Here is a 12,707-nt window from a genome sequence, read left to right on the forward strand (position 1 = left end):
TGGTTCATGTGTCAAAATCAATGCAAGGATTATCTGGTCGACAGAAAGCTGCCATTTTACTTATTACGCTTGGACCTGATGTTTCCTCTCAAATATTTAAGCATTTAAGAGATGAAGAAATTGAACAGCTTACACTTGAAATCGCAAATGTCCGTAAAGTGGACAGTAGTGATCGTGAAACGATTTTAAGCGAGTTCCACCAAATCTGTATGGCTCAAGAGTATATCACGCAAGGCGGCATTTCTTATGCCAAAGACATTTTGGAGAAAGCGCTTGGTGAACAAAAAGCTCTTGAAGTTATTAACCGGTTAACGGCAACGCTTCAAGTAAGACCATTTGACTTCGCTAGAAAAGCGGAGCCTACACAAATTTTGAACTTTATTCAAAATGAGAACTCGCAAACGATTGCTTTGGTATTATCGTATTTGCAATCGGAGCAGTCCTCGCACATTCTTTCGTCGCTGCCGCAAGAGAAACAAGCAGAGGTTGCGAGGCGAATTGCTCTGATGGATAGCACATCGCCAGAAGTCATTTCGCAGGTGGAAAGAGTGCTTGAGCAAAAACTGTCCGCAACCGTTACCCAGGATTACACGAATGCTGGCGGTATCGACTCTATCGTTCAAATATTGAATGGTGTCGATCGCGGGACGGAGCGTACGATTCTCGACGCGCTTGAAATTCAAGATCCAGAGCTTGCAGAAGAAATCAAAAAACGGATGTTCGTGTTCGAGGACATTGTCAATATCGACAATCGCTCCATTCAACGAATCATTCGCGATATCGAGAATTCCGATCTTCAGCTTGCGCTTAAAGTGGCAAGTGAAGAAGTTAGAGAAGCGATCTTCCGCAATATGTCGAAGCGTATGGCCGAAACATTCAAAGAAGAAATGGAATTTATGGGACCAGTGCGGCTTCGTGATGTTGAAGAAGCGCAAACACGCATTGTTGCTACGATTCGCAGATTAGAAGAGTCAGGTGAAATCATCATCGCCCGTGGTGGAGGAGACGATATCATTGTCTAATTTGATCAAATCTTCGAGTGTGATTACTCTTGATCAATTGAAGCAGCTCGAATGGCTGCATCAACGGAATCTTGAAATCAATGAATCGCTGGATCAGGAAGAGGATATGGAACCCGTTCCTGATGAAGAAACGATAACTTTGCGAGATCAAATATTAAATGATGCTCAGCTATATGCAGAAGAGAGACTGCGTGATGCAGCAGAAGAAAGCGAAAAGCTTCTTGCTGAAACACAGCAGCAAATCGATGTATGGTGGCTCGAAAAACGTACGGAAGATGAATCAGCATCAGAAGCATCCAGGCAATCAGGCTATGAGCTTGGTTATGCCGAAGGAGCCGCGCAATCCGAAAAGGAAATGCGTGAGATCTGGGAGCAAAAGCTGGCTGAAGCATCGGATGTGCTAAAAACTGCATTTCAAATGAGAGAACAAATCATTCAGGAAGCAGAACCCTTTCTTGTTGAACTAAGCTGTGCGATTGCCGAAAAAATTATTGGGCAGCAGCTATCAACGGCTCCTGAAATGGCAATCGAGCTCATTCGCAAATCATTGTCTAGACGCAGAGAGCAAGGAGTTATTACTCTATGTGTTGCACCTGGACAGCTTGCATTCGTGCAAGCGGCTAGAGAAGAGCTTCATATGGCCATCGATTCTCAAGCGGAATTGCAAATTTTGCCTGACTCGACGGTTAAAGACAATGGTTGTGTCATTCGCTCTTCATTTGGCAGCATAGACGCTCGAATTGACACGCAGCTTGCTGAGATTAAAAAAGAATTAATACATCTTGCTCATCATAGCGGCGAAGAACGAGGTCAAGCCTATGATAGTGAATAATCTAGATGTGCTTAAGTATATTGAGCATTTGCAGCCGCTTGATCCCGTTCGGGTAAATGGCAAAGTCACTCAGGTTATCGGTCTAACCGTGGAGTCAGAAGGACCTGATGCGAGCATTGGCGATGTTTGCTTTATTTATCCTTCCAAAGGCGCAAAACCTATCAAGGCAGAGGTCGTTGGTTTTCGTGATAATAAAGTAATATTAATGCCTCTTGGTGATCTTCAGTCCATTAGCCCGGGCTGTGATGTTGTAGGTACAGGCAAACCTTTGACTGTTCAAGTCGGATCAGAGCTGCTCGGTAAAGTGCTCGATGGGCTTGGAAATCCGCTGGATGGATCATTTTTGCCAAGGCGAATGCCGCATTACTCTACTTATAATGAACCAAGCAATCCGCTTAAACGTCCGCGCGTCGTTGAACCACTCGGTATCGGTGTAAGAGCGATTGATGGGCTTCTTACCGTCGGGCGTGGTCAGCGTGTAGGCATATTCGCTGGATCCGGTGTAGGGAAAAGTACACTGCTTGGCATGATTGCTCGCAATACTTCAGCTGATGTTAACGTAATTGCATTAATCGGCGAGCGTGGTCGTGAAGTGCTCGAATTTATCGAGAAGGATCTTGGCCCAGAAGGCTTGTCTCGTTCGGTTGTTATTGTTGCAACTTCAGATCAACCAGCACTCATTCGCATGAAAGGCGCATTAATTGCGACATCCATTGCTGAATATTTCCGTGATCGCGGTCTGGACGTTATGTTGATGATGGATTCCGTTACAAGGTATGCAATGGCACTTCGTGAAGTAGGTCTGGCTATTGGTGAACCGCCTGCTACTAGAGGTTATACACCTTCTGTATTCGCTGCACTGCCAAAGCTTCTGGAACGTGCAGGGACAGGGCCCACAGGATCGATAACCGCTTTCTACACCGTTCTTGTTGATGGTGACGATATGAATGAACCTATCGCAGATGCTGTCCGCGGAATATTGGATGGTCATATCGTTTTAAGTCGTCAGCTAGCGCATAAAGGTCATTTTCCAGCCATCGATGTTTTAGCTTCTGTCAGCCGTGTTATGAAGGAAATTGTCACAGAAGAACAGCAAGATGCGGCGAATGAACTAAAAAAAATGCTAGCTACATATAAAGATTCGGAAGACCTGATCAATATAGGGGCGTACCAACGAGGATCAAATGTAGAAATTGATATGGCGCTAGAATTTATTGAACCGATTCAGAGCTACACAAAGCAAAAGACCAATGAAAAGGTGAGCTTAGAGGAAGCGCAAAGTCGTTTAATTAATGACTTCTACAGGAGTTGAATCACGAGATGGCATCGTTTCGTTATACTTTTCAAAAAGTTGTTGATTTAAAATCTAGTGAAAAAACACAGGCGGAATGGATTCTTTCATCGGCCATTGGTGCTCTAGCGGCTGAAGAATTGTCGTTAGAGCAATTGCGTGCGAAGCAGCAAGAATGGGAAAGCAAGCTGCTTGAATCTTCACAGACTGCTGTTCCTTTATCTGAGCTTCAAGTTATTCAGCAATATTTGGACTATTTGGTCACTTGCATTACAAGCAAATTGAAAGATGTGTTGCATGCACAGAAGGCGGTTGAGCAAAGCCGACTTAAGCTTTCAGACAAGATGAAAGATGAGAAAGTGTGGCTTAAAGCAAAAGATCATGCGCGTGATCGGTTCCAGTATGCGATGCAAATCAAAGAGCAGAACGAACTAGATGAGATGGCAAGCGTCCGTTTCATGATACCAACCCCATAAAGTGATGCGTGACACCGGCTAGAGGGAGTGAGTGGAATTGGCGGGTATGGATAATGAAAAGCAAGGCTATAGCACGCTAGAGAGAATTATGTTTTTGATGACACCAATTTTATTCGCAATTGTATTGCTCGGTGTTTTGTACACCTTGTTCAATATTGATTTCCGCAATAAGATGCTGGAAGCCGGAAACTCAGTTCCCTTTCTAAAAGACGTGCTTCCCGAGCCAAAGGTTGCAGGCGGGCCTGGAAATGATGATGCTTTGAAGACAGCGAATATGTCAGCAAAAATAGCAGATTTGCAAACACAGCTTACTGCAATTGAAAGCGAACTGGCAGCTGCGAATCAAACGAAAGCGACGCTTGAGCAAGAAGTAAAGAATTTGGAAAGTGATAACACCCAGCTTAAAGGTGTAAACGATGATCAATTGCTTGAGGATGAGCAATATCAAGCGAAAATTCAAGAACTGGCAAGCATGTTTTCCAAAATTACGCCAAGTAAAGCTGCTCCAATCTTGCAAAGCATGACTTTAGATGAAATGGTACTCGTATTTGCAAATATGCGGCCTGATGATCGAGTGCGCATTATGGAGAAGATGAATCCTCAGACGGCAGCTGATGCAGCGATGAAGCTGAAGGATAACGTGCAGGCAAAGGATTTGCAAATTGCTGCGCTTCAAGCAAGACTTGATTCACAGAAATCGCCAACAACGAAGCCTGCTTCCTCTGTTCTTGATCAAGAGCAATTAAGTGCAACGTTTACAGCTATGAATGCAAAGAGCGCTGCAGAGCTTCTTATCAAAATGATAGATGTGAGTCCAAGCAAAGTGCTTCGGATTTTAAATGCGGTCGATAATCAAACAAGATCATCCATTATTGCAGAAATGTCTGGAATTAATGAAACGACAACAGCAAAAATTGTAGCTAAATTAATGACAGGAAGTTAATGTCTGACCTTATGTTTTCCCTCTATTTGAAAGGAGGTGAGAAAAATGGAAATGAACATTTCACAAGTTGCTGTAGTACAACCGCAAGCACAAGGTACAACAACGGGACAAGCAAGCGGCAATACAAGCGGAGCAGCGTTTCAGAAAACGTTAGTGCAGCAAATTAATAGTGAAACTGCTGGCAGCAGCAGTCAGACGCAAGCTGCACCTTTAGTTGCAAACGTATCTAAGGAAGCTATGGTAGGGGTGGATGGCGCTGCTGCAGCACCAACATTATCTGACCTCATGTCAATCATCGATGGCTTGCTAGCGCAATTGGATGCAACTAATGGTGAAGACGGCAAGGCTCCTATTGAAGATGATCAGCAGCTTCAACAGTTGGAAGACGTGCTTGATCAAATGAATGCTTTGCTTGCTCTGCTTGGCATTCCAGTGCCTGTCATTCAGCAACCGATTGGTCAACCGACTAACGGTGAGGAAGATTCCTCTATTTCACTAGAGGGGAAAAATGCAGTAAATATCAAATCAAGCCTGCAGGATACGTTGCTGCAAATGCAAGTGATGCTGCAGCAGGGAACAACAAAGTTGGTTGGACAGCAAGAGCCAACAGTTTTGGTGGCACAACAGCTTAAGGCGTTAACAGCGATTTTGGAAGGCGAGCCGGTGGATACGACTAAGACTCATACGAAATCGACCGCTTTTACACAACAACTGTTTACGGCTCAAAATGTACAGCAAGCTGACGTTAGTACGCTATTGCAACGACTGTCACAGCAAACCGCCCATCCTGCATTATTAACAACTGCAGTACAGGGTATGGAGCAGGCAATCGCATCAGATGTATCTGACTCTTCTATTGAATTGATTCCGCAAATGCAGCTTGGAACAAACAATCCGGATACAATGCGGACGTTTACTTCTCTTGTTGCTAATGCAGCAGCAGCTACTTCATTTGTTGTCGCTGATGAATTTGCCCAATCCATGACAGGTATGATCGTACAGAAATTTGATCTTACTACATTGAATGGCGTTTCAGAAGCGAAACTCATGTTATACCCTGAACATTTAGGGCAAGTAGACGTAAAAATAACGATGCAAAATGGACTTTTAACCGCGATCTTCCAAACGGATACGGCAATGGCCAAGGACATGCTGGATAATCAAATGGCTCAACTGCGGTCAGCGCTTCAAGCGCAAGGCCTAATGGTAGATAAGCTTGAAGTTTCGCAAGGACAATCAGCTGCGCAGCTGTTTCAACAGCAGCATGGACAAGGAAGCAATCAGCAGCAGTCATCCAATCGTAATGCTGTGAACACTGACGAAACTGTGAATGAGTCTCAATTTGAAACCGAAATGGTTCAACAAGCGACGATTCAAGGTCTTGGATTTGGCAGAGGCATCAACGTTAAAGCGTAGTGGAGTTAGTAGAGGGTTAGAGAGATCGGAGGTGATCGGAAATGGCAGATAGCGTTTCTACTCGCGTAGTTTGGCCGAATTACAGCAAAGAGAATGTACAAGCTGCAGCAAATAAAAAAAACACGGATACGCTTGGGAAAGATCAATTTCTAAGTATTCTAGTTACGCAGCTTCGCAACCAGGATCCTATGCAGCCGCTTCAGGATAAAGAGTTCATCGCTCAGATGGCGCAATTTACTTCTGTAGAGCAGCTGATGAATATGTCCACCGAGCTATCTTTAATGCGTCAAAACATTGGTTCAGCATCCAGCTTGATCGGTAAAACGATTGAATGGAATGAATATGATGATGCTGGTGCAATCAAGACCGCCAAAGGCGTAGTTGATTCCATTATTTCGAAGGATGGTCTCCTTTATGCAAGGGTAGGCGGAGCTGAAATTGCTCTTGATTATGTCAACTCTATATCGGAAACAACGGGTGAAACACCAACGCCAGAGGATCCTACAGGGGAAGATAACGGCGTAGACAAGAATCCTTCGGATCCAGCTGGTGCTGAGGAAGGGGCTGATAAATAATGAGTGAAGGCATAAAAATCGGTCATATTTTCCCGGTTAAGTCGACACCTCTGCAGCCTAGCAAGACCGTTGCCAACCGTTCAGCTCAGCCATCTGAATTTCAAGAAATACTTAATGGCAAGGTTTTAAAGTTTAGTCATCATGCCGAGGTTAGAATGCAGCAGCGAGGCATTAACTTGCAACCAGAGTCATTAACCAAAATAATGAATGCGGTCGAAGAGGCAGCATCCAAAGGCGCTCAGGATTCATTAATCGTTTTCCGAGACATTGCAATGATTGTGAATGTCCCAAGCCGTACAGTTGTGACTGCAATGGATGGCGCGCAAATGCGAAGCAACGTATTTACGCAAATAGACAGCGCTATTATATTATCGTAAGGCTGGACCTATCAGGGAGCCTCAAGCTGTGGACCGATTGAAGCAGTTTATGATAGTGCTAACATTTTTTTGAAGCCCATAAGATTTTAATCCATTCCCTAGGAGGAATTACGAAAATGCTAAGATCGATGTATTCGGGCGTGTCCGGTATGCGCGGCTTCCAAACAAAGCTAGACGTTATTGGTAACAATATTGCGAACGTGAACACGGTTGGCTTTAAAGCAGGGCGCGTCATGTTCAAAGATATTTTGAGCCAAACGGTTGCGGGCGTTACCGCACCTGAGGAAGGCGTGCGCGGCGGCGTTAACGCAAAACAAATCGGACTCGGCGTGTCTATTGGCTCTATCGATACCGTACATACCGCAGGAAGCGCAATGACAACGAACCAACCGACAGACCTTCGTATTGACGGAGACGGATTTTTCGTAGTTAGGGCGAGCGAAGATTCTGAAATGCTTTTAACACGTGCGGGCAACTTTACGCTTGATTCGAATAGACAGCTTGTTACAGGTGATGGCTATTTCGTACTAAGCGTTGATCAAGAGCCTATCGTACTTGATGAGGCAATTACGGCGTTTTCCATTGGTCAAGACGGAACGATCATGGGTGTAACAGCGGATGGTACGGAAGCCGTTGCACAGCTTGGCGTAGCCAAAGTTGTAAATCCAAGCGGTCTTGAGAAACTTGGCGGCAATATGTACCGTGTTACAGCGAATGCTAATCCGGATGCTTCTATTGAGGATTTCATGACGTTTGCGACTGATCCTGAATTCGGTACAGGCGCAATCATTGCCGGTCAGCTGGAAATGTCTAACGTTGACTTAACTGCTGAATTTACAGAAATGATCGTTGCACAACGTGGTTTCCAAGCGAATTCACGTATCATTACAACTTCTGATGAAATTTTGCAAGAGGTAGTTAATCTAAAACGATAAGTAAGTCATAACGAGCGGGAGGCTTAACGCCTCCCCTAGGTGTGAGGGGGCAACTGATGATTACCGTAACGCGGTTGAACGGAACAAAGGTCACCATAAATGCTTTATTAATTGAAATGATTGAAGAATCAGCGGATACGGTGATTACACTTACGACGGGCAAGAAGCTGGTTGTAAAAGAAAAAACAACGGAACTGTTGCAGCTTAATGGGCAGTATCTTCGCACAATTGGCCTTATTGCGGCGGCCCAAAAGAGTGAGCAAACGGAGGGTCCATCGTCATGAAGAAAATGCTACCTTGGTTAATTACGATTTTGTTATCCATAACATTAATCGCCATTGTTTCAATCATCTTGTTCAAGTCGTTTTTTACTGACCCTAAGGAGCAGGCGACGGAAACAAAAACGATTGAGGTTAAAGCTTTATCGGCTGATGAGCGTGTGGCCGTAACTTCTGAATTAAAGGAATTCAGAAGAAATCTGAAAGATCGTGAATATGTCGTTATTTTGAGTTTTGCTTTCCAGCTTGACAAGAAGAAAACAAAAGAAGATTTTGATAAACTGCTTGAGATTGAAGTTCGCCCAATTATTAACCGTGTTATTGCTGATATGACAGCAGATGAGCTGCAGGGTTCTCAAGGTGAAGACGCACTTGAGTCGAAGCTTCTCAACTTAATCAATCCTATTATTCCTAAAGGGAAGTTGATTAAGGTAGAAATCACTGACTTTACACTTGCTCCACTTTAACTGACTACGCAGACATTCCTCGAAGGAGGTGAGATATTTGGTTGATGTTTTATCGCAAAATGAAATTGATGCGCTACTAGCTGCCTTGGATTCCGGTGAAATGGATGCAGAGGATTTAAAGAAGGAAGAAACGACGCGAAAAGTCAGTGTGTATAATTTCAAACGCGCCGTACGTTTTTCGAAGGATCATATTAGAAGTTTGACGCGGATTCATGAAAACTTCGCACGGTATTTGACAACCTATTTCTCAGCACAACTTCGCACATTTGTTCAAATTAATGTCGTGCAGGTCGAGCAATTGCCTTACGATGAATTTATTCGTTCGATACCAAAGATGACGATATTGAACATTTTTGAAGCGGAGCCGCTGGAAGGTCGTATGGTGCTTGAAGTTCATCCAAACGTAGCGTACGCAATGCTGGATCGAATGTTAGGCGGACAAGGCATAGCGCCATCCAAAATCAACAACTTAACTGAAATTGAAACCATTATTATGGAGAAAATTTTCAGTCGAACGTTTGAAGGCTTGCAGGAGGCTTGGAAAACAGTAATCGATATTTCTCCTAGGCTGGAAGCATTGGAAACGAACCCGCAGTTCATGCAAATTGTATCGCCCAATGAAACGATCGCACTCATTTCATTCAGTACCAAAATTGGCGATACGACGGGTATGATTAACCTTTGTATTCCGCATGTCGTTATTGAACCGATTATGTCCAGGCTGTCTGTTCATCACTGGTTTGTATCGCAGAAGAAAGCTCGCGCGCCAGAGGAAGTTGAAATATTGGAGCAGCGAGTAAATAAAGCGAAGCTTCCTATCGTAGCTGAGCTTGGCGAATCGTCGCTAACCATTCAAGAGTTTCTAGGACTGAATATTGGTGATGTTATTTCATTGAATAAATCAGTTAATGATGGTCTCAACATTAAAGTTGGAGACAAGCTTAAATTCATTGGCAGTGCAGGCTCTGTTAAGGATCGGCTAGCTGTTCAAGTAGATGAGATTGTCACTGAAGGAGTGGAAGAAGATTATGACGAGTAAGGACTATTTGTCACAAGAGGAAATTGATGCATTGCTACGTCAATCCTCCAGTGAGCCGGAACCGGAGCAGCACACTGAAGTCGGAACACAACTTTCAGACTTTTTATCCGATATGGAACAGTCTGCTCTGGGTGAGATTGGAAACATAACATTTGGCAGCGCGGCAACAGCATTGTCAACGTTGCTTGGCAAGAAAGTAGATATTACTACGCCACAAGTTACTATTGTAAGAAAAGATGAGCTTGCTGACATTTTCCCTAAGCCTCATGTTGCAGTTAGCGTGCAATACGTAGACGGCTTTCAAGGCATTAATTCACTTGTCATAAAAACAAAAGATGCCCAAATCATTGCTGATTTGATGCTTGGCGGTGAAGGCACCAACATCACTGTAGAAGAGCTTAATGAAATTCACATTAGTGCAGTTCAAGAAGCGATGAATCAAATGATGGGGTCATCTGCTACGTCGATGTCAACGATATTTAATCGGTTTGTCAATATTTCGCCGCCAGGCATTGACATTCTAGATGTTAATAACGGTGATGGCATGGAACATTTGCCACCGGTAGATATGTTTATAAAAATATCATTCCGGCTTACGATTGGAGATCTCATAGATTCAACAATCATGCAGCTGCTGCCCATTCCGTTTGCGAAACAAATGGTTGATATATTAATGGGAGTGGTGGATGATCAGCCAGCTCAGCCTGCTGTTCCAGCGCCTCAAACGGCTGCAGCAGCGCCAGCAGCACAACAAGCTATGGCAATGCAAGAAACGGCTGCAGCAGCCCATTTGAACGCTGTGCCGCCGCAAATGAATATGGCTTCACAGGCGCCTCAAATGCCTTCTATGCCGTATCAAACACCTGCAGCTGGCTACGACATGTCGATGCAGCCGCCGGGGCCTCATACATATGGTCATGCAGCTAGTCGAAATGTTAATGTACAGCCTGTGCAATTTGCTAATTTTGGCAATGCGCCAATTATTCAGCCAGATGAGACAAACCTCAATTTACTTCTCGACATACCGCTTAAGGTCACGGTAGAATTAGGAAGGACCCAAAAGCAGATAAAAGATATTTTGGAGCTGTCGCAAGGTTCTATTATTGAGCTGGACAAGCTAGCTGGCGAACCAGTCGACATCCTAGTGAATAACAAGCTGATCGCAAAAGGCGAGGTTGTTGTCATAGATGAAAACTTTGGTGTTCGTGTAACGGATATCGTAAGCCAATGGGACCGCATTCAAAAATTACAATAGCATCCTAGGAGGATAAAAAGATGGCAAACCGCATTCTTATCGTAGACGACGCAGCTTTCATGCGCATGATGATTCGTGACATTTTATCAAAGAACGGCTACGAAGTCGTCGGTGAAGCCCAAGACGGCGCACAAGCAGTGGAGAAGTACAAGGAATTGAAACCTGATTTGACAACAATGGATATTACGATGCCTGAGATGGACGGAATCTCCGCTCTGAAAGAAATTAAAAAAATTGATAGCAATGCTAAAGTAATTATGTGTTCAGCAATGGGTCAGCAAGCAATGGTAATTGATGCGATTCAAGCAGGCGCAAAGGACTTCATCGTCAAACCGTTCCAAGCTGATCGTGTAATTGAAGCGATCAAGAAAACACTCGGATAACGGTTAGACATTATGTTTAACATAGCTTCGCGCATTTCAATGGTGTCTGCTCTTGGGATGGCGATTTGGCCACAATTTGCGGCTGCTGCGGCACAAGGCGGCAGCAGCGCAAACGATGAAGGACAAATGATGTTTACCGGAACAAATGATCTAGCGGGCAACATGATTTGGGTTATCGTATCGCTTGCCATCGTTATCGTATTAATTATTTTAGTCATTAAATGGTTGTCGCAGCGCAATCGCATGTGGGGAACGAATCGATCGCTTCGTTCACTTGGCGGTATTGCGCTAGGACAGAATAACTCGTTACAAGTCGTCGAGATTGCTGGTCGGATTTATATCGTTGGCGTCGGCGAGAACATAACTCTAATTGACAAGCTAGATGATCCTGAGCAAGCAAGTGCTGTTATTTCAGCGCTGGAGCGTCAACAGGAATCGGCTTGGTCAAAGGATCTAGTTTCACAAATACTTAAGAAGTTCAAAGATCGCAACAATCCGAATGGGTCTGATCCTACGAACGAGCAGTGGAACAAGACGTCTTCCTTTCAGGATTTGTTGCAAAATAAGCTTAGTCAGCAAGCTGACCGCAAGCAGCAATTGGAATCGTTATTGCATGAATCTAAATCAAATGAACGGTTGATGGATGATGAAAAATAAGTGGTGGATATCAATCGTTGTTGTTCAATTGCTTGCGATGTTATTACATAATCAAGCATTTGCCGAGCCGTTACCCGACGTATCCATCAATATTGGCAACGGAAGCGGTGACACGCCCGATACTAGCGCATTATCCATTCTTCTATTAATTACAGTACTAAGTATCGCACCAGCGATTATGGTGCTAATGACAAGCTTTACTCGAATCGTTATCGTTCTGGGCTTTGTAAGAACATCGCTTGGAACACAGCAAATGCCACCCAATCAAGTGTTGATTGGACTGGCAATGTTCCTAACCTTCTTTATCATGGCTCCAACGTTCTCTCAAGTAAATGATGTTGCATTGCAGCCCTATTTAAAAGGTCAAATCTCTCAAACAGAAGCTTTTAAGGAAGCCTCCGTTCCGATGAAGAAGTTTATGTTCTCTCATACGAGGGAAAAGGACTTAATGCTTTTTATGAATTATACGAAAACAGAGAAGCCGGCTTCATTTGAAGAGATTCCGATCACAGTACTAATACCTGCATATGCCATAAGCGAGCTGAAAACAGCTTTTATAATGGGATTTATGATATTCATTCCGTTTCTAGTCATCGATATGATTGTCGCAAGCACATTGATGGCAATGGGGATGATGATGCTGCCTCCTGTTATGATTTCCTTGCCGTTTAAGATACTACTATTTGTATTGGTAGATGGATGGTATTTGATCGTAAAATCTTTGTTATTAAGTTTCAACACGTGATACTAGCAGGGAGGGA

General features: G+C 43.9%; 16 protein-coding genes. All 16 read left to right on the top strand.

The features are described from left to right. Positions 1-20 precede the first annotated feature (20 nt). The 16 genes from fliG (at position 21) to fliP (ending at position 12,691) form a co-directional block, all read left to right on the top strand. On the top strand, positions 21-1,022 hold the full coding sequence (fliG, locus tag AC0VYE_RS15555; RefSeq protein WP_179089844.1) for a flagellar motor switch protein FliG: 1,002 nt from the start codon (positions 21-23) through the stop codon (positions 1,020-1,022). Then, positions 1,015-1,854 (top strand): FliH/SctL family protein, encoded by an 840-nt coding sequence (locus tag AC0VYE_RS15560; RefSeq protein ID WP_076269149.1) that lies wholly within the window; start codon positions 1,015-1,017, stop codon positions 1,852-1,854. The genes fliG and AC0VYE_RS15560 overlap by 8 nt, the downstream gene beginning before the upstream one ends. Next, complete coding sequence (fliI, locus tag AC0VYE_RS15565) at positions 1,841-3,166, top strand: flagellar protein export ATPase FliI (protein ID WP_076269150.1); 1,326 nt, start codon at positions 1,841-1,843, stop codon at positions 3,164-3,166. Before AC0VYE_RS15560 ends, fliI begins: the two co-directional genes overlap by 14 nt. A gap of 8 nt (positions 3,167-3,174) precedes the next feature. Next, a complete protein-coding gene (fliJ, locus tag AC0VYE_RS15570) occupies positions 3,175-3,621 on the top strand; it encodes a flagellar export protein FliJ (RefSeq protein WP_076269151.1) in 447 nt (148 codons plus the stop codon). Between the two features lie 46 nt (positions 3,622-3,667). Continuing rightward, positions 3,668-4,564 carry a MotE family protein gene (locus AC0VYE_RS15575; protein WP_256710965.1) on the top strand — a complete coding sequence of 299 codons (897 nt, stop codon included), beginning with the start codon at positions 3,668-3,670 and terminating at the stop codon, positions 4,562-4,564. 45 nt (positions 4,565-4,609) lie between these two features. After that, a complete protein-coding gene (locus AC0VYE_RS15580; protein ID WP_475449019.1) occupies positions 4,610-5,980 on the top strand; it encodes a flagellar hook-length control protein FliK in 1,371 nt (456 codons plus the stop codon). 41 nt (positions 5,981-6,021) lie between these two features. Then, positions 6,022-6,555, top strand: coding sequence for a flagellar hook capping FlgD N-terminal domain-containing protein (locus tag AC0VYE_RS15585; RefSeq protein WP_076269153.1), 534 nt, complete (start codon positions 6,022-6,024; stop codon positions 6,553-6,555). Beyond that, positions 6,555-6,932 (top strand): TIGR02530 family flagellar biosynthesis protein, encoded by a 378-nt coding sequence (locus AC0VYE_RS15590; protein ID WP_076269154.1) that lies wholly within the window; start codon positions 6,555-6,557, stop codon positions 6,930-6,932. Before AC0VYE_RS15585 ends, AC0VYE_RS15590 begins: the two co-directional genes overlap by 1 nt. A gap of 116 nt (positions 6,933-7,048) precedes the next feature. Beyond that, positions 7,049-7,867 (top strand): flagellar basal body rod protein FlgG, encoded by an 819-nt coding sequence (gene flgG, locus AC0VYE_RS15595; RefSeq protein WP_076269155.1) that lies wholly within the window; start codon positions 7,049-7,051, stop codon positions 7,865-7,867. 56 nt (positions 7,868-7,923) lie between these two features. Next, complete coding sequence (locus tag AC0VYE_RS15600) at positions 7,924-8,151, top strand: flagellar FlbD family protein (RefSeq protein ID WP_054028981.1); 228 nt, start codon at positions 7,924-7,926, stop codon at positions 8,149-8,151. Further along, on the top strand, positions 8,148-8,612 hold the full coding sequence (locus AC0VYE_RS15605; protein ID WP_076269156.1) for a flagellar basal body-associated FliL family protein: 465 nt from the start codon (positions 8,148-8,150) through the stop codon (positions 8,610-8,612). The genes AC0VYE_RS15600 and AC0VYE_RS15605 overlap by 4 nt, the downstream gene beginning before the upstream one ends. A gap of 37 nt (positions 8,613-8,649) precedes the next feature. After that, the gene (gene fliM, locus AC0VYE_RS15610) at positions 8,650-9,651 is read left to right on the top strand and encodes a flagellar motor switch protein FliM (protein ID WP_054028979.1); all 1,002 of its coding nucleotides are present in this window, start codon (positions 8,650-8,652) and stop codon (positions 9,649-9,651) included. Beyond that, entirely contained in the window at positions 9,641-10,906 is a 1,266-nt protein-coding gene (gene fliY, locus AC0VYE_RS15615; protein WP_475449022.1) for a flagellar motor switch phosphatase FliY, read from the top strand. Before fliM ends, fliY begins: the two co-directional genes overlap by 11 nt. A gap of 20 nt (positions 10,907-10,926) precedes the next feature. Beyond that, a complete protein-coding gene (locus AC0VYE_RS15620) occupies positions 10,927-11,289 on the top strand; it encodes a response regulator (RefSeq protein ID WP_076269158.1) in 363 nt (120 codons plus the stop codon). Between the two features lie 57 nt (positions 11,290-11,346). Beyond that, complete coding sequence (locus AC0VYE_RS15625) at positions 11,347-11,946, top strand: flagellar biosynthetic protein FliO (RefSeq protein ID WP_179089830.1); 600 nt, start codon at positions 11,347-11,349, stop codon at positions 11,944-11,946. Positions 11,947-11,983: 37 nt separating this feature from the next. Then, complete coding sequence (fliP, locus tag AC0VYE_RS15630; RefSeq protein WP_372239010.1) at positions 11,984-12,691, top strand: flagellar type III secretion system pore protein FliP; 708 nt, start codon at positions 11,984-11,986, stop codon at positions 12,689-12,691. Positions 12,692-12,707: the final 16 nt, after the last annotated feature.

The organism is Pristimantibacillus sp. Z349TD_6, assembly GCF_056173205.1.